The following is a 21676-nucleotide window of genomic DNA, read 5'->3' as shown; positions in this document are numbered from 1 at the left end:
TTAATTTGCTTTAATTTCAGCCTCTAAAGGCAATTGTTGATTTACTCTATGATATAGCCAAATGGAAACAAAAAGCACATCGTATTTTTCAAAAAAGTTATGAGCTACCATTAAGTATCCAATGATTGCAACGGCTAAATAGGTGTATTCTTGATGCACGCGAAAAAACCGAAGACTTCGTATGGTTATGGCCAAATAAATAATAATAATTAGTAAAAATGCTAAAATACCAGCTTCACCCAACACCATTAGGAAAGTATTGTGAACACCATATTCCACAGCTACTAAACTGGATTCACCTCTCATGGACTTGTAACCAGCACCTGTAACGATATTGTTGGTTATTAGATCCGAGAAAAACGACCAAGTTTCATTTCTGGAACCTTCCGTTATGGTTTGTGTTTGTACATTTTCGCTATCGCCGAATAAACTGTGTAAAGCTGAAAACCGCGCTTTATTTAGTTGAAGGGCTGAAGAAGCTGCAAAAATAATAACCAAAGCAACGGCGCCAACAGCGAAGGTTTGTATATTTTTTTTATTCGCAAAAACGGATATCACATTAATAATTACTAAAAACATAATAAACGACCTAGATAGTGTGAAAATACCACATAATATTAGCACAAATTGCACCGATAATTTAAGCTTGTAATTTGGAATGATATAGGTTAGCGCAAAAGCAAATAAGCAGATAAAACCAGCTTTATTAGGGTTTAGATAAAACCCACCATATCTGCCAAAAATATCCGGAAACACTAATGCGTTTACGGCAATACTTAAAGCGCCAATTACAAGAAAAATAAGCAGTTCTTTATCCGTTGTATCTTTAGTAATTTCATTTACGCACACTATAAATATAAAATAACGAATAGCTTCTTTTATAAACAATTCCGTAACACCTGTATATTGGAGTCCTGAAAATGTAAAAAAGCAAATCCCTAAAACAATAAAGGGCCAAAGTGGTTTAGATTTTTTCGCAATAAAGAAATATATAATTACAGAAATAGTTAATAGCAAATTAGTAATAGAACCCATACCTGCACCAAGATACTCCAAACTAAATGTGGGAACATTTAGGAGTATTAGAATTAGCGCTACGTATTTTAATAGTTTCATGAATTCACCTTACTTTATTAAGATTTTTTTTTGCTTGTTGGTATAATTATAGAAAACAAATATTTTTATAATTTGAATGATGGTCGTACAAAGGGCAATGCCAATTAGACCAATCCAATTCATTAAAATAAAATCTAATATAATATTTAATAGCATGCTACCTAGCGAGACATAAGCCATAAATGCATTTTTGTTAATACTGGTAAGAAATTTCACAAATAAATTACCACAGATAATAAATGGGACACCTATTAAGTATATAATTTGAATTTGGGAAACGATAGCGGTATCATCAGCTGTAAAACTATCTCTTTCAAACAGAAGTGCAATAATTTCAGATGAAAATATGCTTGCAACAACCATGACACTCATAATAACTACGAAAATCCATTTATTTAGCAGATATAGCGTTTTAAAGGATTTTTCAGGGTCATCAATTGTCAACTTTGAAAAGTAAGGTAATAACACATTTCCTAAAGCAATGATAAAAATGGTTGTGAAAAATGCTGGTATTTTCATCCCATAGCTTAAAGCGGTAATTGAGCCGACCACCAGTTGCGCTGCAAAATATAAATCCGTAACAGGAATTAATCCTGTTAAAAATCCTGATGAAACTTTTGCTGGCACTTGTTTAAACATTAAAACAGCATTGGAGCTTTTAAAATCAGGTATGGCAAATTTTAAAATTCGTTTTTGCAAAGCAATAAGTGTCAGAAATACAAGTTGCAACACACTCCCGATTAGCATACCGATAGCTAGAACGGCAGTCCCTAAATCTTCACGATAAAAAACGACACAAACAATCATAGCAAGAGATGTTATAATCGGGTAGAGGGACGAATACGTGAATTCACCATATATATTGAGTAATCCACTAATTAAAGATGTTAATCCCCAAATAAGAATACAGGGTAATAAATAATGGAATTGCAGAATAATTAATTCATAATAACTAGACGTATGTCCAGCGAAAAAGAGTTCTAAAAGGACATCGGTAAACAAATAGGCAATTCCCATAAAGACTAATGAAGTCAATATGGTAACCATAAAACTCGTAGACTGAAAAGCGCCAATATTTTTATTTGTTTTTTCTTCTGCTATATAATTAGGAATAAAGACCGAGTTGAAAGCACTTAAGAAAACCTCATTAATAAATCCAGGAAGTAATAGGGCTATTAAAAAGGTGTCTAGTAATTCCGACAGTCCAAATTCACCGGCTATTATAACTTCCTTGTAAAAACCAAAAAACTTAACCAATACCGTAATGGCTCCAACAATAATAATATTGATAGCAGTCGGGTTGTTTTTTACCTTATAAAATAAGGTTTTGATTAAGGTTGTTATTTTCACAATGACTAGGTGTTTTTTAAGAGTTTTTTAAATGGCCATCCTAAAATAAATAGTGTTTTCAAAAGCGTTGAGTTTATAGCATTTGTATAGGATTTCAAACTGAGGTCTAAAAAAATGGCAGCTCTTAAAAGTGTCAAAATTCGTTTTATAAATAGTGTGGGATACTTCATGAAATAATCCGAATAAAACCAGTTTAAAATACATAAGGAATAGATAGCCATACCAAACGCATCTTTTTTATGATTCTGAATAGAAATGGCATTTTCCGTATCTAGATAGTAAATACGTAAAATATGATTCACATATTTGGTTTTAAATCCTTGATTAGCAAGTAATTCCCAAATAATGCCTTCTGGAATATAACCTTTGGCGAAAATAGCTTCATTAATATGAATACTTTTTAAAACATCTGTTTTTGTAAACCCCCATTTTTCAGTGGCTTCTAAATGTTCGCGTTGAGACATAAACGTATTGCTATAATAGGGTTGCTTTTCAAAAGCTTTACCAACTAAATTTCCGTTTTGATCTTCGCATAAACATGTTACACCACTTATTCTCGGTTTTAAATCGGCTGGAATTTCTTCGTATTCTTTATTTAGTAATTCTAAAGCTTCTGGAACACAAGCATCATCAGAATCGAATGGTAATATAAACTCACCTTGAGCTAAATTGATAGCCTGAAAAAAGCAGGCCATTTTATGTTTGTTTATAGCGTTATTAACATAATTAACTGGAAACGTTGCTGTTTTTAAAAGGGTTTCAATAGTCTCATGCGAGTTATCAGTAGAACCGTCATTAATAATTACCAGTTCAAAATCTTTGAATGTTTGATTTTCTAGTGATTCAAATACACGTTTTAAAGTATTCGCTCTGTTATAAACAGGTGTAAATATGGTAAAGCGATAGGCGTAATTGCCTTTAGGTTGTTCGGAGTAGGATGGCAGTAGTGTTTGTAAATTCATATTAACGTTGTAATGCTTCCGTTATTAAATGTTTCCATTGTTCCGAAATATGTTTTGTTTCAAATTTTGCAGTGCTTGCTTTAGCAGAAGCCCCAAATCGTTCTCCTAATTCAGGTTGAGATATTAATACCTCCAATTTGAGTTTCAGCATGTTTTTATCACCTACAGGAATCAAAAATCCATTTTCGCCATCATCAATAACTTCATTAGGTCCTGAAGGGCAATTAGTGGAAATGCAAGGTAAGCCAAAAGCCATAGCTTCTATTAATGCGTTTGGAAAACCTTCAAAATTAGATGTGAAAGCAAAAATTCGTGCTTTATTATAATAGTCATGGACACAATCCACGCTGCCGATTAATTCTACAGAATCCTCCAAATTTAAGTCATTAATGAGAGCTTGCAATTCAGAACGTAATTCACCTTCGCCTACAATTTGAATTTTCCAATTATCTATTTCCATTTCTGAAAAAGCTTCAATCAGTAAGCGTTGATTTTTAACAGGATCGAGTCTGCCAACGCTTAAAATTATGTTTTCTTTTTTTAAGGATTCATCTCTAAATGCTATTAAGCTGTCTGCCAACGGGTTTTTAATAATGGCCAATTTATCCGGATTTAAAAATTTGGTAAAGTAGGATTTAATACCAGCCGTTTGAACAATCAGTTTTGTGCAATATGGATATGTTTTTTTTCTAATTTTTATCCAAAAGTCGGATAAGGGATCATAATCTGGATGCGTGCGTTCACTAATTAAACATGGGATTCTCGCAAGTTTACTCGCAATTATGGTATAAATATTAGTTGTGGTCATAAAACCTATAGCAACTGAAATCTGTTCCTTTTTTAAAATGCGATATAAACTACCAATCATATAGATGTTGTTGGTAAGTGAATCTATAAAACGCATATTTTTATTGTAAGACTCCTTGCAAGAAATGCGTTTAATACGACTATCCAATTCATAAAATGGCATCACATTATATAAAGTGATTATGGTTACTTGATAATCAGCAACAAAGGAATTTGAAAGCGTGCTTAAAACGCGTTCGGCACCACCTGAGGTTAAACTGGTTATTATAAAGGCTATTTTCGGTTTATTTGTAACCGAAAACTGACCTTCAGAATGAAGATTGGACATATATATTTATTAATAGCGCAATAAAAGTATATATTTTTTTAGTCTTTATGTTGCTGTAAGACATTAATTAGATTAACGACCGATTTTAGATATGAATAACAATACTTGAGTAATGGCGCGTTTATTTTTGTTTGTTGATAACATGTTGATATCTAGTAATAAAGAAAAACATCTAAATCTCTTTAACAAACGTATATTTGTCGTCATTCCATTTCTTGCCAGAACAATCTACCCGAAATTTTATCGACAAAAAGTACAAAAAGTACTACAAAATGCATTTTGAGTAGTGTATTTCTGACAAAAATATTGTATTTCATCGAATATTTAGGAAGAAGTTGTTTTGGTTATAAGTTGAATACATAGTTTTACGCAGATTAATAGCAAATCGCCTCAAATGAAGAAAAAAATTAGAGGGAAATTTCTTTTAAAAGGAATTTCCATAAGCATGTTACTTTTATTTTTTACCCCAAATAAAATGACTGGTCAGTCTTATCCTGACCAAGTACAATTACCAAATGTTAATTACGAAACGTATCAGCAACCCGGAATATCGCTTCCTGGATATTTAGAAACGTTTACGGAATCACTTTCTGGAAGTTCGGTTACAAGAATTTCTGATAGAAATATATTTAATGTTACAGGACAACGATTAAGGCATAACTATAGTCGTGATCAAACTTGGAATAGCGATGAAACATTAATAAAAATGGCGGGCTATCCTGCTGCTATTTTAGATGCAGAAACATACGAGTTTTTGTATTGGAGTGATATTCCTAGTTATGGACGTTGGAGTCACACACAACCAAACATTATGTACGGAACAGATGGTAATACATTTGTTTCTCATAATGTTAATAGTAATCAAAGAACCGTTTTACATCGCTTTTCAAATTATGCCTCTGTAGATTTTGGTTTTGGAGAAGGTAATCAAGATAAATTTGACAGATATGTTGGCCTTATTGGTAAGAACGGAAATAATAGTACGTTAATAGTATATGATATTCAGAATAATGTTGTTACTGGTACTAAAGATATTGGTAGCAATGGAAATGAATTGGATTGGTTTTCTGTATCTCAATTAGGTGGCTTTGCTGTTGCTCAATATAAGGACAACGGAACAGGTGCTACGGCAGGAATTAAATCTTACAATATTAATATGACTAATGAACAGCATATTTATCACAATACGGAGCATGGAGATTTAGGCGTAGATGCTTATGGAAATGAGGTTATTGTTGAATATGGTGGTGAAAGTGAATGGAATTCTAATTTTAGTCTTTACATGGCACGATTGGATGGTCAAGGGGTTACCAAGCTATTTCCATATATTAATGGAAAAGGTATTTGGGGTGGACATATTTCTACTCAAAACGTAGACAGACCAGGTTGGGCATATATTAGTGAACAATGTTGTCCAAATAACCCGGTGGCACCTGCTGAAATTTTTGCTATAAAATTAGATGGTTCAGGAACTATTGAGCGTTATGGAAAACACAATGCAGCACCTTCATCATATTTACACGAAACACAAGTAGTACCAAATAGAAATGGTACAAAAATGATTTTTGCTAGTAACTGGAATGATTCAGCAGTTATGAGTCAAAGTGGTTCCCCATCTTTTGTTTTGGAGTATCCACAAGTTTCACAAGGAATGACTGTTAATGCCGGAAATGATGTTTCTGTTTGTGAAGGTCAATCGACAAACTTAACGGCTTATGGAACGGGAGGAACTAATTTTACTTGGAGTACAGGTGAAACAACTCAAAACATAGAAGTAACCCCAAGTCAAACAACGACTTATACGGTAACATTAACAGATAATTCTGGAAATAGCGTTACAGATGAAGTGGTTGTTACTGTAAAGTCTTTACCGGTTGCTAATGCGGGAGAGGATGTTACTATAAATGAAGGCGAGTCAGTAACCTTAACGGCTACAGGTGGTGATACCTTTTTATGGAATACCTCGGAAACGTCAGCAAGTATTACGGTAAATCCAACCGTAACAACTACCTATACAGTGCAAGTAATAAGGCAGGGTTGCTCATCAGAAGATACGGTTGTCGTATCAGTGACACCAACTCCCATAACAGCCGATGCTGGTGACGATACAACTATTTGCGAAGGCGAAAGTGTCACTTTAACGGCATCGGGAGGATCAGATTATGAGTGGAGCACAGGTGAAACTTCACAAAGCATAACGGTTAATCCAACAACAACTACAAACTATACAGTAACGGTTTCAAATGGTCAGACATCTGCGTCCGATTCAGTTTTGGTAACTGTAAATCCCTTACCAACAGCAAATGCTGGTTCAGACATAACAATTACGGACGGTGAGAGTACAACTCTAACTGCCACAGGAGGAACATTATATGTATGGAGTACAGGCGAAACAACGTCTAGTATTTTAGTGAGTCCTACACAAACAACAACATATTCAGTTCAGGTTACTGAAAACAATTGTTCAAGTGAAGCAATTGTTACTGTTACCGTTGAAGGTACAGGTCCAACTGTTACAGCTGATGCCGGTGAAGATGTTACAATATGCGAAAATGCTTCAACTACATTAACAGCTTCTGGCGGAACTTCCTATGAATGGAGTACTGGCGAAACAACGCAAAGTATTGAGGTTACCCCGTCAACAACTACAACCTACACTGTTTTAGTATCCGATGGTAATTCATCTGATTCTGATACGGTTCTTGTAACCGTAAATCCACTACCTAGTGCAAGTGCAGGGTATGATATAACGATAACAGCGGGTGCAAGCACGACGCTTAATGCATCAGGAGGAACAGAGTTTTTATGGAGTACAGGTGCTACATCACAAAATTTAACCGTTTGGCCTACGGAAACGACAACCTATTCCGTAACGGTAACCGAGAATAATTGTTCTAGCCAAGATAGCGTTACTGTTTTTGTAATGCCAGAAGAACCTGTTGTGGAGGCAAACGCAGGTGACGATGTTACTATTTGTGAAAATGCAACAACTACATTATCCGCATCGGGTGGATCTATATACGAATGGAGTACAGGTGAAACCACACAAAGTATTACTGTTAATCCGGTAACTACAACAACATACACAGTTCATGTTTCCGAAGGAAATGTTACGGATTCAGATACAGTACAAGTTACAGTTAGCCCATTGCCAAATGTTGTAACTAGTGATGACCCAACTATTGAATATGGTCAATATACAACGTTATCAGCTTCTGGTGGAACGGACTATATTTGGAGTACAGGCGAAACCACGCAACAAATTTCTGTTAGTCCAACATATACTTCAATTTACACCGTAACTGTTTCAAACAATGGCTGCGCCAGAACTGAAAATATTCAGGTGAATGTTGTTGATTTAGTAAGTGCTGATGCTGGTGAAGATGTTGAAATTTGTGCGGACGGCGACGATAATACAAGCGCAACATTACGTGCAACTGGTGGATTATATTACCAATGGAGTACAGGCGAAACAACGCAAAGTATTACCGTTAGCCCAGAAGAGTCAACAGAATATGAAGTGATGGTGTCCAACGGATTTAATTATGAAACAGATCGGGTAAATGTTTATGTAAACCCGTGTCTTTCAACCGTGGAGCCTGAAGTGGTGAATACTGAAATGTTGGTGTTTCCTAATCCAGCAACAAGCGAGATAAACGTAAAGGTTTCTGGATTTGATAATGACACTAAAATTAATATCTATGATATGCTAGGTCGTTTAATCCAAACCAATTCCATTGGAACGACATCTCATGGTGCTGTTACCAAGAAAATTAATGTTTCTAATTTGCCTAGAGGTATGGTGTTGGTAACTTTAAATCAAAATGGAAAAGTTCATACTAAAAAAATTGTATTGAACTAAACAGTCCATTTAGATTATATAAAATGGCTGTTTGAAAAGTGATTACTCTTTGTCAAACTGAGCGCAGTCGAGGTTTTAGTGTTTTAAAAACCAGAACATTTCGACTACGCTCAATGTGACATTTAGAATAAAAATTTACTTTTCAGACAGCCATTTTTTTATTTCCATAAAACCTCGATAATAGTAGCAATACTATCGCAGTTTTCAATTTTCAAATCTAAATCAGCTTCTTTTGTTCTACTCTCTAAAAAGTAAATACCACAAGGTTCTTTTCTTGTATCGCTTTTAGAAAACTGTATATCGCCAAATTTAATTACGGATCTTATAGTTGCGCTATCAATAGATCTGGCTTGCAGTTCTTTTTCAGCTTCAGGACTTATATGCAATGTTTTGGAGTTGATATTCTTTAAAACGCGTGCTTCAGGACCGTAATCACAGGACGCTTTTTTACCATTTAAAAAAAAGGCTAGTAACACTAAACCAATTGAGAATCCACCTAGGTAATACCCAATACGTTGAATTAATTTCACAGTTATTATTTTGAATTTAAAAATAAAATCGACTAAAATATCAATAAATTAATATCGCTATGTTTTAAGTCGAACCATTCACCAACGGATTTGCTGGTTAAAATGCCGTGGTAAAAATACAACCCATTTTTCAAACCTTTGTCAAAACGCAAAGAATTTTCTAAACCACCATCTTCGGCAATTTTTAATAGGTAAGGTGTACAAATATTACTAATAGAAATAGAAGCAGAGCGTGAGTAGCGTGCTGGAATATTGGGTACACAATAATGTGTAACGCCATGTTTAATAAAGGTAGGTTGTTTATGTGAAGTGACTTCGCTGGTTTCAAAGCAGCCACCCATATCAATGCTAACATCAATAATTACCGAGCCGTTTTTCATGTTTGCTACCATAGAATCGCTAACAAGAATAGGCGCTCTATTTTTACCACGAACGGCTCCAATAACCACATCGCAACGTTTTAAAGCTTTCGATAAGTTTTTTGGTTGTAGTGTTGAGGTGAAAATAGTACGACCCAAATTAGTTTGTATGCAGCGCAACTTGGTTATGGAATTATCAAAAACTTTCACATTGGCACCAAGTCCAATGGCACTTCTTGCGGCAAACTCACCAACGGTTCCAGCACCTAAAATTACAACTTCAATGGGAGGAACACCACTAATGTTACCAAATAATAGTCCGTTGCCATTATTCACATTGCTTAAGAGCTCGGAAGCAATTAAAACGGAAGCTGTTCCGGCAATTTCACTTAAACTTCGCACGGCAGGATAAGCGCCATCTTCATCGCGAATAAACTCGAAAGCCAAAGCAGTTATGCGTTTACTGGCTAGTGTTTCAAAATATTTTTTGTGCTGGGTTTTGAGTTGTAATGCTGAAATAAGAATGGTTTGTGGATTAATCAGTTTTATTTGATCAAGTGTAGGTGGCTCCACTTTTAAAATCATGGGACATGCATATACCTTGGCAGTATCTTTCGTGATTTCGGCACCAGCTTCACTATAATCCTTGTCACTAAAATTAGCGCCTTTTCCAGCGCCAGATTCCATAAGTATTCGATGGCCATTACTCGTTAAAGCGGAAACAGCATCAGGTGTTAAACACACGCGTTTTTCTTGAAAAGCGGTTTCTTTTGGGATGCCAATAAATAATTCACCTTTTTTCTTGTAAACCTCTAGGGTTTCTTCCTGTGGGAGTAATTGTTGTTTTGTAAAAGGGGATAAGGCTTTGGACATAATTTGACAGCATATTATTGGTACCTCAAATTACGAATTAATTTTTGAAAGAATGATGTGTTTTTTAAAAATACTGCTTAATCTTACCCCAAAGCGAGGTTGGTTTTATCATAAATTCATCTTCTAGTTCTTGTAATGATTTATTTGCGGTATTTAGTTTATCAAACATTTTAGCACGAATAAGGTATATTGACGGCACTACAATAGCCATAACTGGCACTAAATAAATTAGTTGAAGTTCATCTATATAAGATAAATCCTCATTGAATAGACCAAAAACTTGATAAATGTACATCGCAATTGGAACCAATATTGTATGATACCACCAATGACGACAAGTTAAAAACCATATCAATAAAAATATAAGTGGAATTAATTTCCCAGTTAATAGCCACATAACAATATTAGCGTTGCCATAACCAGCGCTTTCATAAGTAAACAGAAATGTTGACCAAACTTTTCCATCTGGAATACTTTCATATAAATAAAACAAATATGGAGACGTTGCTATAAAGGTGGCTATAATACTACCGACTATAATAGTACTCTTGTCAGTTGCTTTTATTTTTGATTTAAGATTTTTAAATTTTGGTTGCATAATCCTCATAAAAGTCGATTAATTTAGTTTCTGAAAACTGCTTTCAGAAGTAAACAAAAAAGTGTTCCAAGTTTTTTTACTTGAAACACTTTCGTATAATAAAAATGAATAGTAAGAAGTTCCAATTAAAGTTGCAACAATACTTCCCACTATAGTAAAAAGATTATCCGTGTTTTGGAATTGTAATATCTTTTTTCTTGACTTTTGTTGTTTGTTGGTCATTTAAATCAATTATGTGGGCTGCTTGAGCTGTAAATAACATTCCACCAAAAATTGCAATTGCTAATAAATACTTTTTTGTTCTCATAATATTAAGGGATTTAATTAATTAATAATCCAAATGTATATGAGTAGTATGTATCAAAATAGCTCGAAATGTTAAAATTATGTTAAAATCAACGTTTTTCTAAATTTCGATTACGGTTTTCCCGTAAAATGCCTCAGTTTGAGAATTATGTCATTTTGTCAGTCTTGTAAAATCACCTTATTTAAGCGTTAATTGTCTTTTTTCAGTTCCGAGATGCTCCAATGAAATGATATGATAATCATCTGATAAAAGCTCTTTAATAATCTCTGGCCATTCTATAAATAACCAATTCGTACTTTCTAAATAATCTTCGATCCCAAAATCATAAGCCTCTTCAATGGAATTTAATCGGTATAAATCAAAATGATAGATATCCGAATTAGTAGCTTGATAAGTGTTGACCAAAGAAAACGTAGGACTGCTAACATCATCTGTGCTTCCTAGCCGTTTTACTAAAGCTTTGATTAAAGTTGTTTTTCCAGTACCCATGGCACCATCAAATAAAACAACCTTGTGTTTTAGAGCTTTTATAACAGCTTGAGCCACACTATCTATACTTTCTAAATTATAATCTACAATCAAAGTATTACTTATTAAAGGGCAATTATAAGAATTAAAAATCACAAAAACTAATAAAAAGTGTATTTCATCGGATTTTTATGTATTTCAAAGATGAATCTATTTGGGGTCCAACACAATAAAGGGTATAATCATTTCCTCTAAAGATACACCGCCATGTTGATAGGTATTTCTGTAATAACTAACATAATGATTGTAATTATTAGGATAGGCAAAAAACAAATCGTTTTTAGCAAAAATAAAGGAGCTGCTCATGGTTAAGGCAGGTAAGTGAATAGACTTTGGATCTTTTGCCACCAATACATCTTTATCTTCATACGTTAAGCTTCTACCAGTTTTGTAACGTAAGTTTAAAGAAGTATCCTTGTCGCCAACCACTTTAGACGGGTTTTTCACATTTATAGTACCGTGATCTGTGGTTAGTATTAATTTAAACCCTAATTGTTGCGCTTGCTGAATAATTTCTAATAACGGTGAATTTTTAAACCAACTCTGCGTTAATGAGCGATATGCTTTATCGTTAGATGCTAATTCTTTTACCACATCCATCTCCGTTTTAGAGTGAGACAGCATATCTACAAAATTGTAAACAACGACGGTTAAGTCATTATCTTTTAAGGTTTTAAAATTATCTACTAATTGTTTGCCGTTTCTTAAATTGGTAATCTTGAAATATTTTGTAGATAAGTTTTGTAATCCTAATCGTTTTAATTGGGCTTCTAAAAACTCTTCTTCATGTAGGTTTTTACCACCTTCATCGGTATCGTTTCGCCATAAATTAGGATGCATTTTTTCCATGTCAGAAGGCATCAATCCTGAAAAAATAGCATTTCTAGCATATTGCGTGGCTGTTGGTAAAATGCTGAAAAAGGCTTCTTCTTTTCGCTTTTTGTAATAATTACTAACCACAGGTTCAAAAGCTTTCCATTGATCGTATCGTAAATTATCAATTACAACCAACAGTGTAGGTTGTTCTTTACTGATTTCAGGAGCTACTTTATCTTTAAATAAATTATGAGACATGGTTGGCGCATCTGTATTAGGCTCAAACCACTTCGGATAATTTTTATCAATAAATTTCCCAAACTGTGTATTGGCTTCAGATTTTTGAGATTCTAAAATTTCAAACATTCCAGAATCTTCAATATCTTCCAATTGCATTTCCCAATAAATTAGTTTTTGGTATAAGGAAACCCATTCTTCATAACTGTTAACCATAGATAAATCCATAGCTATTTTACGAAATTCCTGTTGGTAATTAGAGGTTGTTTTTTCTGAAACTAATCGTGAATGATCTAAATTTTTCTTCAAACTCAGCAGAATCTGATTCGGATTTACAGGTTTTATTAAGTAATCGGCTATTTTATTACCAATAGCTTCCTCCATAATATACTCTTCTTCACTTTTGGTAATCATCACAACAGGAAGTGTGTCGCGTTTTTCTTTAATTTCATTTAAAGTTTCTAAACCGGTTAATCCTGGCATGTTTTCATCTAGAAAAACAATATCAAAATTTTTATCATCTAAAACCTCCAAAGCTTCAGTTCCACTTTTACAGGTAGTAACTTTATAGTTTTTTTGTTCTAAAAAGATAATATGTGGTTTCAATAAATCAATTTCATCGTCAACCCAAAGAATATTTATATGGTTCATGTATATTTGTTTATATATTAATAATATGATAGCAAGCTTGCAGACAAAAAACAAACTCAAGATATTTAACGATCCAATTTACGGATTTATTACCATTCCTAATGCGCTGATTTTCGATTTAATCAATCATAAATATTTTCAACGCCTTCGCCGAATATCCCAAATGGGCTTATCATATTTAGTATATCCAGGTGCGCATCATACGCGCTTTCATCATGCTTTGGGTTGTATGCATTTGATGCAGAAAGCGGTTCAAGTACTTCGTTTTAAAGGGGTTGAAATATATGAAGACGAAGAAAACGCCTTATATATTGCCATACTTTTACATGATATTGGTCATGGTCCTTTTTCCCATGCTATGGAGCATAGTATTGTAAATGGTGTGAGTCATGAGCATATTTCGCTTCAATTTATGGAGGTTTTAAATACCGAATTTAACGGAAGTTTAACGCTTGCCATCCAAATATTTAAGGGCGAATACAACAGACCGTTTATGTGTGCTTTAATTTCGAGCCAATTTGATATGGATCGAGCTGATTATTTAAAGCGTGATAGTTTTTATACAGGTGTTGCCGAAGGTAATATTAATAGTGACCGTTTAATTACCATGCTAAATGTAGTGGATGATGAATTAGTAGTGGAAGAAAAAGGCATTTACAGCATTGAGAAGTTTTTAGTTGCCAGACGCCTTATGTATTGGCAAGTGTATTTGCATAAAACAGGTTTGGTTGCTGAACAGTTATTAATGCGTGTTTTACATCGCGCTAAAGAACTTACGCAGCAAGGTGTTATTTTAGAAGCCAGTAAACCATTGCAGTTTTTTTTACAAAATGATATTCAAATTGCTAATTTTAATAACGAGACATTAGATACCTTTTCTAAATTAGATGATTATGATATTATTATGGCCATGAAAGCTTGGCAATATCATGAGGATTTTGTTTTAAAAAATTTATGCGAAATGATCATTAACAGGCAATTACTGAAAGTGAAGCTAAAAAAGAACCCTGTTCAGCCGGAAAAACTCCAAAAACATATTAATAAATTAATGAAACAATATAAGGTTTCAGAGCATGAAGCAGCCTATTTTGTTTTTACTGGCGCTATTTCTAATCAGGCTTATGAACAAGATAGTCAGCCGATAAACGTCTTATTTCAATCGGGAAAAATTCAAAATATCGTGAAAGCGTCAGACCAATTGAACCTAAAAGCATTGTCAAAACCAGTCACAAAATATTATATATGTTATCCTAAAGATAAAATGTAATACATTTTTTCTATTTTTGCTTTCAATGAATTTTACAGCAGAACAAATAGCAGGTATATTAGAAGGTGAAATTGTTGGCGACTCTACTATTGAAGTTTCCAGGTTATCTAAAATTGAAGAAGGAGCGGCAGGAACCTTAACCTTTCTCTCTAATCCTAAATACACACCTTATATATATACAACTAAAGCATCTATAACCATTGTTAATAAAAGCTTTAGTCCAGAGAAAGAAATACATACTACTTTAATAAAAGTAGATGATGCCTATAAAGCATTTTCAAAATTACTGGAATATTATAATCAGGTTAAGCTCAATAAATCGGGAATAGAACAACCAACATTTATTTCAGAATCCGCTAAATTAGGTACTGATCTTTACATTGGTGCTTTTTCATACGTTGGTAATAATGTGGTAATTGGAAACAATGTTAAAATATTTCCTAATAGTTATATTGGCGATAATGTGGTAATAAAGGATAATACAGTTGTGTTTGCAGGTGTAAAGATTTATTCTGATTGTGTAATTGGTTCGCATTGTTTTATAAATTCGGGCGCTATAATTGGTGCTGATGGCTTTGGATTTTTACCAAATGAAAAAGGCGAATACAGCAAAGTACCACAAATAGGGAATGTTATTTTGGAGGATTTTGTTGATGTTGGCGCAGCGACAACTATAGATCGTGCCACATTAGGTTCTACAATTATAAGAAAAGGTGTGAAACTGGATAATCAAATTCAAATAGCCCATAATGTTGAAATTGGAAAAAATACCGTGATTGCTGCACAAACTGGAATTGCTGGCTCTACCAAAATTGGCGAAAACTGCCAAATAGGAGGACAAGTTGGTATTGCTGGACACCTAACAATTGGTAATAATGTTAAAATTCAAGCACAATCAGGAATTGGAAAAAATATTAAGGATAACGAAGTTTTACAAGGATCGCCTTCATTTAACTTTAACGATTGGAATAAATCGTATGTACATTTTAAAAATTTACCAAAATTATTTAAATCAGTAAACGAGATAGAAAAAAAATTAGATGGGAATAATTAATACGGATATCAAACAGAAAACCATAGCTAGTGATGTTTCGCTTAAAGGCGTTGGTTTACACACAGGTAATAATGTAACCTTAACATTTAAACCTGCTCCTGAAAATTTTGGCTTTGCGTTTAAACGCATTGATTTGGAAGGTAGCCCAATTATTGAAGCTGATGCTGTTTACGTGACTAATACGCAACGTGGCACATGTCTTGAAAAAAATGGCGTCATTATCCAAACCTGCGAACATGTTTTGGCAGCGCTTGTTGGTATGGGTATTGATAATGCTATTTTGGAGCTTGATGCAGCCGAACCACCAATTATGGATGGTTCCTCTAAATTTTTTGTTGAAGCTATTGAAAAAGCTGGTATAGTTGAACAAGAAGCCTTTCGGGAAGCTTATGAAGTAACCGATGTAATTTCTTATACAGACGAAGAAACCGGAAGTGAAATTCTAGTTATGCCTGCTAAAGAGTACCAAGTGACTACTATGGTAGATTTTGGGACTAAAGTTTTAGGAACGCAGAATGCGTCCATTAAAAACATGTCTGAATTTAAAGCTGAAATATCAGATTCTAGAACTTTCAGCTTTCTACATGAAATTGAAACACTTTTAGAACACGGACTTATTAAAGGTGGCGATTTAAATAATGCCATTGTTTACGTGGATAAAGAATTGTCTCCTGAAACCATGGAGAAATTGAAAATTGCTTTCAATAAAGATTCCATATCCGTAAAACCTAATGGTATTCTGGATAATTTAACTTTGCATCATCCTAATGAAGCTGCAAGACATAAATTATTAGATGTTATTGGCGATTTAGCGTTAGTAAAAACACATATAAAAGGTAAGATTATTGCTAATAAACCTGGTCATTTTGTCAATACACAATTTGCAAAAAAAATGTGTAAGATTATAAAAAATGAGCGTCGTAATAATGTGCCAAATGTGGATTTAAATAAAGAGCCATTAATGGATGTGAATCAAATAATGAATATGTTGCCACACAGACAACCATTTTTATTAATTGATAAAATATTCGAATTAACAGATTCTGGCGTTATTGGTATGAAAAACGTAACCATGAACGAACCATTTTTTGCAGGACATTTCCCTGGAGCACCGGTTATGCCAGGTGTTCTCATTGTTGAAGCTATGGCACAAACAGGTGGCATTTTAGTGTTAAGTACGGTTCCTGACCCAGAAAATTATTTGACATTCTTTATGAAAATAGATAATGTGAAATTCAAACAAAAAGTGGTGCCAGGTGACACATTGATATTTAAATGCGATTTAATTTCACCTATACGTCGTGGTATTTGCCACATGCAAGGTTATGCTTATGCCAATGGAAAACTATGTGCAGAAGCCGAATTAATGGCGCAAATTTCAAAAGTTAAATAATAGTATAACATGCAGTTTTTTAAATAGAACTTGCTACATAATTTCACCAATTAATTAATTCTAGTATAAAATGAATCAACCACTAGCATACGTACATCCAGGAGCTAAAATAGCTAAAAATGTCGTTATTGATCCCTTTACAACTATTCATAATAATGTTATTATTGGTGAAGGTACTTGGATAGGAAGTAACGTAACCATTATGGAAGGCGCTCGTATTGGTAAGAATTGTAATATTTTTCCAGGAGCCGTTATTTCAGCAACACCTCAAGATTTAAAATATAAAGATGAAGATACCACAGTAGAAATAGGTGATAACGTGACTATTCGAGAGTGTGTTACTATAAACCGTGGAACAACGGATAGAATGAAAACCGTTATTGGTGATAATTGCCTAATTATGGCATATTGCCACATTGCTCATGACTGCATTGTTGGTAAAAACTGTATCTTTTCAAATAATAGTACACTCGCAGGTCATATTAATGTTGGCGATTATGTCGTTTTAGCAGGTATGACAGCTGTTCATCAATTTTGTTCCATTGGAAACCATGCATTTGTAACAGGTGGTTCTTTAGTAAGGAAAGATGTACCACCATTTGTAAAAGCAGCACGTGAGCCTTTATCCTATGTTGGAATTAATTCCGTAGGTTTAAGACGTCGTGGTTTTACAACAGAAAAAATTACAGAAATTCAAGATATTTACAGAATACTATATCAAAAAAATTATAATAATACCCAAGCAGCTGAAATAATTGAAGCTGAAATGGAAGCAACCCATGAGCGTGATGAAATTTTGCAATTCATAAAAGATTCGCAACGTGGTATTATGAAGGGTTACTTCAAATCTAATTAAAAACAAACAAGTAAAATGGCAACAACATCAGATATTCGCAACGGATTATGTATTCGTTATAATCATGATATTTATAAAATAATCGAATTTTTACACGTAAAACCTGGAAAAGGTCCTGCGTTTGTAAGGACTAAAATGAAGAGTGTAACATCGGGAAAAGTATTAGATAATACCTTTTCTGCTGGACACAAAATTGAAGATGTTCGTGTTGAAACACATAAATTTCAGTTTTTATATCAAGATGGCGAGTTTTACCATTTTATGAATCAAGAAGATTATACGCAAATTCGTTTATTAGAAGCCGCTTTAGATAGAGCGGATTTAATGAAAGAAGGTGAAGTTGTTACCGTATTAATAAATACGGAAGATAATTTGCCTTTGTCTGTTGAAATGCCAGCTAGTGTTGTTTTAGAAGTGACACATACCGAACCAGGTGTAAAAGGAAATACGGCAACCAACGCTACCAAGCCTGCAACGGTGGAGACAGGAGCAGAGGTTAATGTACCACTTTTTATAAATGAAGGTGATAAAATTAAAATTGAAACAGATAAAGGAACTTACAAAGAACGCGTAAAAGAATAAAAATTAGTAAACAGTTATTTTGAAACACTGATTACTGAACACTGATTACTAAAAAATGAAGTTTCCAAAATTACATACTTTAAAAGAAATTGCCGCATTAATTGATGTTGAATATATTGGTGACGCTAATTTTCCAATTCTTGGTATGAATGAAATTCATGTCGTAGAATCAGGAGATATTGTTTTTGTAGATCATCCAAAATATTACGATAAAGCACTAGAATCCGCTGCAACTATTGTTCTAATTAACAAAGAAGTTGCTTGTCCAGAAGGTAAAGCACTTCTAATTAGTGATGATCCATTCCGCGATTTCAACAAGCTTACCAAACATTTTAAACCGTTTCAACCTGCAACATCTGCTATTACAGATTCGGCTAAAATTGGAAAAAACACCATCATTCAACCCAATTGCTTTATTGGAAATAATGTCGTTATTGGCGACAATTGTGTTATACATTCCAATGTTACTATTTATGATGATACCATCATTGGAAATAATGTTACTATTCATGCTGGAACTATTTTAGGAGCCAGTGCATTTTACTATAAAAAGCGTCCTGAAGGATTTGATCCGTTAATTTCTGGTGGCCGAGTGGTTATTAAAGATAACGTAGATATTGGTGCACTTTGTACTATAGATAAAGGTGTGACAGGAGATACGACCATTGGAGAAGGCTCTAAATTGGATAATCAAATTCAAATAGGTCATGATACCATTGTTGGGAAAAAATGCTTAATTGCGTCACAAACTGGTATTGCTGGTTGTGTGATTATTGAAGATGAAGTTACCATTTGGGGACAAGTAGGTTGTGCAAGTGGAATAACCATTGGAGAAAAAGCAGTTGTTCATGCGCAATCAGGAATTAGTAAATCTTTGCCAGGACATATAACATATTGGGGAACACCAGCTCAAGAAGCACGAGCAGTTATGAAAGAAATGGCTAATATTAAGCAGTTACCAAAGATAATTGAGCAATTAAAAAATAAATAAATGACTTCAAAAGCGCTTATTAAATCGTACTACGAATCAGATTTAGCAAATGATGAAACGTTAATAGATAAATTTTATCATAAAGATTGCATCATTCACTGGAATAGTAGCAGAGGTTATACTGAAATGGATTTCCGCGGTATTACTGTTTTTTTTAAAGGTGTCAGAGAATCGTATAATAATTTAAGATTTGAAATAACGCACTTATTGGAAGAAGATAATGTGGTAACATCCCGACATACATTATATGCAAATACAATTGAGTCGCAAGGCGAAGAAATACCAATTGCACATTATATCTGTATTCATCACATAAAAGACAGTCAAATTCATCGTTCTTTTGAGATCAGCCAACCTGCTGATGCCGATAGTTTAGATTCAGAAGCATATTCCAAAATAAATATATAAAAATTCTTTACAAATAGGTGGTAAAACATTACTTTTGTCACGTTTTAAAAACATAAAAAATTAAACTTAAATGAGCGTTTTAGTTAATAAAGATTCAAAGATAATAGTTCAAGGATTTACAGGTAGTGAAGGAACATTTCACGCTGGCCAAATGATTGAATACGGAACCAATGTTGTTGGTGGTGTTACACCAGGAAAAGGTGGACAATCCCATTTAGATAGACCTGTTTTTAACACAGTTCAAGAAGCTGTAGAAAAAGTTGGAGCTGATACCTCTATTATTTTTGTGCCACCCGCTTTTGCTGCTGATGCCATTATGGAAGCTGCTAATGCTGGAATAAAAGTGATTATTACCATTACGGAAGGAATTCCTGTAGCTGATATGATTAAAGCGGCTCATTATATAAAAGATAAAAATTGCCGATTAATTGGCCCTAACTGTCCAGGTGTTATTACACCGGGTGAAGCGAAAGTAGGTATTATGCCAGGTTTTGTTTTCAAAAAGGGAACGATAGGTATTGTTTCTAAATCAGGAACTTTAACCTATGAAGCTGCAGACCAAGTGGTAAAACAAGGTTTAGGTATTACAACAGCAATTGGTATTGGTGGTGATCCAATTATTGGAACAACAACCAAAGAAGCTATTGAGTTGCTAATTAACGATCCAGAAACTGAAGCGGTTGTTATGATTGGTGAAATTGGAGGTCAATTAGAAGCGGATGCTGCACATTGGTACAAGGCAAGTGGAAGTAAAAAACCAGTTATCGGGTTTATTGCTGGCGAAACTGCACCTGCAGGACGTACTATGGGTCATGCTGGAGCCATTGTTGGTGGTAGTGATGATACAGCACAAGCTAAAAAGAAAATTATGAGAGAATGTGGTATTCACGTAGTAGATTCTCCAGCAGAAATCGGAAAAAAAGTAAAAGAAGTCATGGGTTAATCTAACCCAATAAAACTGTTAAAAACCTTACAAAATCTTGTAAGGTTTTTTTATTTCATGCAACTTGTATTTATTATATTTGACAAACAACTAATCACATCCGCGAATTATGAAATTATTAGAAGGAAAAACAGCCATAATAACAGGAGCAAGTAGAGGTATTGGTCGTGGTATTGCCGAAGTTTTCGCAAAACATGGTGCAAATGTCGCATTTACTTATAGCTCGTCAGTTGAAGCTGCAAACGAACTTGAAAATGAACTGAATGCCCTTGGTGTTAAAGCAAAAGGTTATAAAAGTAATGCAGCTAGTTTTGCCGAAGCGCAACAATTAGCAGAAGATGTTGTCAATGAGTTTGGTAGTATTGATATTTTAGTTAATAATGCTGGAATAACCAAGGATAATCTACTCATGCGATTAAGTGAAGATGATTTTGATAAAGTTATTGAAGTCAATTTAAAATCCGTTTTTAATATGACTAAAGCGGTTCAGCGTACCATGCTGAAACAGCGTAAAGGATCTATTATTAATATGAGTTCTGTTGTTGGTGTTAAAGGCAATGCAGGCCAAACAAACTATGCCGCTTCTAAAGCAGGAATGATTGGTTTTTCAAAATCAGTAGCTTTGGAACTCGGTTCTAGAAATATTAGAAGCAACGTAATTGCACCTGGATTTATTGAAACTGAAATGACGGCTAAATTAGATGAAGAAACGGTAAAAGGATGGCGTAGTACTATTCCATTAAAACGTGGCGGAACACCTGAAGATATTGCCAATGCCTGTGTGTTTTTTGCTAGTGATATGTCTGCCTACATTACAGGACAAACACTAAATGTGGATGGTGGCATGCTAACATAATC

20 protein-coding genes are annotated in these 21676 nt (G+C 34.0%); 10 read left to right on the top strand and 10 right to left on the bottom strand.

Features of this window, described 5'->3' with window-relative positions; all coding sequences use genetic code 11:
- Genes ES675_RS08340 through ES675_RS08325 form a run of 4 tightly spaced genes read right to left on the bottom strand, consistent with a single transcriptional unit; the run spans nt 1 to nt 4563 of the window.
- Nucleotides 1-1116, bottom strand: a complete 1116-nt coding sequence (locus ES675_RS08340) for an O-antigen ligase family protein (protein ID WP_082985846.1) — start codon at nt 1114-1116, stop codon at nt 1-3.
- 9 nt (nt 1117-1125) lie between these two features.
- Complete coding sequence (murJ, locus tag ES675_RS08335) at nt 1126-2466, bottom strand: murein biosynthesis integral membrane protein MurJ (protein WP_066248019.1); 1341 nt, start codon at nt 2464-2466, stop codon at nt 1126-1128.
- 5 nt (nt 2467-2471) lie between these two features.
- On the bottom strand, nt 2472-3428 hold the full coding sequence (locus ES675_RS08330) for a glycosyltransferase family 2 protein (RefSeq protein WP_066248017.1): 957 nt from the start codon (nt 3426-3428) through the stop codon (nt 2472-2474).
- 1 nt (nt 3429) lies between these two features.
- Nucleotides 3430-4563 carry a glycosyltransferase family 4 protein gene (locus ES675_RS08325; RefSeq protein WP_066248013.1) on the bottom strand — a complete coding sequence of 378 codons (1134 nt, stop codon included), beginning with the start codon at nt 4561-4563 and terminating at the stop codon, nt 3430-3432.
- Nucleotides 4564-4957: 394 nt separating this feature from the next.
- Between ES675_RS08325 and ES675_RS08320 the strand changes: the two genes are divergently transcribed.
- Nucleotides 4958-8425 (top strand): T9SS type A sorting domain-containing protein, encoded by a 3468-nt coding sequence (locus tag ES675_RS08320; protein ID WP_066248011.1) that lies wholly within the window; start codon nt 4958-4960, stop codon nt 8423-8425.
- Between the two features lie 158 nt (nt 8426-8583).
- On the opposite strand, the gene ES675_RS08315 is transcribed toward ES675_RS08320, so the two are convergent.
- The 6 genes from ES675_RS08315 to porX all read right to left on the bottom strand — a co-directional run bounded on the left by ES675_RS08315 (nt 8584) and on the right by porX (nt 13324).
- Nucleotides 8584-8955: a DUF4258 domain-containing protein gene (locus tag ES675_RS08315; protein WP_066248008.1), complete on the bottom strand. Its 372-nt coding sequence runs from the start codon at nt 8953-8955 to the stop codon at nt 8584-8586.
- Between the two features lie 32 nt (nt 8956-8987).
- The gene (locus ES675_RS08310) at nt 8988-10187 is read right to left on the bottom strand and encodes an alanine dehydrogenase (protein ID WP_066248006.1); all 1200 of its coding nucleotides are present in this window, start codon (nt 10185-10187) and stop codon (nt 8988-8990) included.
- A 64-nt stretch (nt 10188-10251) separates the two neighbouring features.
- Nucleotides 10252-10794: a hypothetical protein gene (locus tag ES675_RS08305; protein ID WP_231931250.1), complete on the bottom strand. Its 543-nt coding sequence runs from the start codon at nt 10792-10794 to the stop codon at nt 10252-10254.
- Nucleotides 10795-10948: 154 nt separating this feature from the next.
- Entirely contained in the window at nt 10949-11092 is a 144-nt protein-coding gene (locus ES675_RS16425) for a hypothetical protein (RefSeq protein ID WP_170244081.1), read from the bottom strand.
- A gap of 177 nt (nt 11093-11269) precedes the next feature.
- Nucleotides 11270-11674: a tRNA (adenosine(37)-N6)-threonylcarbamoyltransferase complex ATPase subunit type 1 TsaE gene (gene tsaE, locus ES675_RS08300; RefSeq protein ID WP_066248003.1), complete on the bottom strand. Its 405-nt coding sequence runs from the start codon at nt 11672-11674 to the stop codon at nt 11270-11272.
- A 96-nt stretch (nt 11675-11770) separates the two neighbouring features.
- Nucleotides 11771-13324 carry a T9SS response regulator signal transducer PorX gene (gene porX, locus ES675_RS08295; RefSeq protein WP_066248001.1) on the bottom strand — a complete coding sequence of 518 codons (1554 nt, stop codon included), beginning with the start codon at nt 13322-13324 and terminating at the stop codon, nt 11771-11773.
- Nucleotides 13325-13361: 37 nt separating this feature from the next.
- Between porX and ES675_RS08290 the strand changes: the two genes are divergently transcribed.
- From ES675_RS08290 to fabG, 9 genes are all read left to right on the top strand, one after another.
- A complete protein-coding gene (locus ES675_RS08290) occupies nt 13362-14591 on the top strand; it encodes an HD domain-containing protein (RefSeq protein ID WP_066248120.1) in 1230 nt (409 codons plus the stop codon).
- Between the two features lie 25 nt (nt 14592-14616).
- Nucleotides 14617-15645: a UDP-3-O-(3-hydroxymyristoyl)glucosamine N-acyltransferase gene (lpxD, locus tag ES675_RS08285; protein ID WP_066247999.1), complete on the top strand. Its 1029-nt coding sequence runs from the start codon at nt 14617-14619 to the stop codon at nt 15643-15645.
- A complete protein-coding gene (locus ES675_RS08280) occupies nt 15632-17038 on the top strand; it encodes a bifunctional UDP-3-O-[3-hydroxymyristoyl] N-acetylglucosamine deacetylase/3-hydroxyacyl-ACP dehydratase (RefSeq protein ID WP_066247997.1) in 1407 nt (468 codons plus the stop codon). The genes lpxD and ES675_RS08280 overlap by 14 nt, the downstream gene beginning before the upstream one ends.
- Before the next feature lie 70 nt (nt 17039-17108).
- Entirely contained in the window at nt 17109-17894 is a 786-nt protein-coding gene (lpxA, locus tag ES675_RS08275) for an acyl-ACP--UDP-N-acetylglucosamine O-acyltransferase (RefSeq protein ID WP_066247995.1), read from the top strand.
- A 15-nt stretch (nt 17895-17909) separates the two neighbouring features.
- Nucleotides 17910-18476, top strand: a complete 567-nt coding sequence (gene efp / locus ES675_RS08270) for an elongation factor P (RefSeq protein ID WP_066247993.1) — start codon at nt 17910-17912, stop codon at nt 18474-18476.
- A gap of 55 nt (nt 18477-18531) precedes the next feature.
- Nucleotides 18532-19467: a UDP-3-O-(3-hydroxymyristoyl)glucosamine N-acyltransferase gene (locus ES675_RS08265; RefSeq protein WP_066247991.1), complete on the top strand. Its 936-nt coding sequence runs from the start codon at nt 18532-18534 to the stop codon at nt 19465-19467.
- Nucleotides 19468-19875: a nuclear transport factor 2 family protein gene (locus ES675_RS08260; protein ID WP_066247989.1), complete on the top strand. Its 408-nt coding sequence runs from the start codon at nt 19468-19470 to the stop codon at nt 19873-19875. It abuts the gene before it with no gap.
- Nucleotides 19876-19945: 70 nt separating this feature from the next.
- Nucleotides 19946-20818: a succinate--CoA ligase subunit alpha gene (gene sucD, locus ES675_RS08255; RefSeq protein ID WP_066247987.1), complete on the top strand. Its 873-nt coding sequence runs from the start codon at nt 19946-19948 to the stop codon at nt 20816-20818.
- Nucleotides 20819-20927: 109 nt separating this feature from the next.
- Complete coding sequence (fabG, locus tag ES675_RS08250) at nt 20928-21674, top strand: 3-oxoacyl-[acyl-carrier-protein] reductase (protein ID WP_066247985.1); 747 nt, start codon at nt 20928-20930, stop codon at nt 21672-21674.
- Nucleotides 21675-21676: the final 2 nt, after the last annotated feature.

It is taken from the genome of Algorimicrobium algoritergicola, assembly GCF_008086165.1.
GTDB lineage: Bacteria > Bacteroidota > Bacteroidia > Flavobacteriales > Flavobacteriaceae > Algorimicrobium > Algorimicrobium algoritergicola.
The sequence above is the reverse complement of the archived record's forward strand: the minus strand, read 5'-3'. Positions and strand labels throughout refer to the sequence as shown.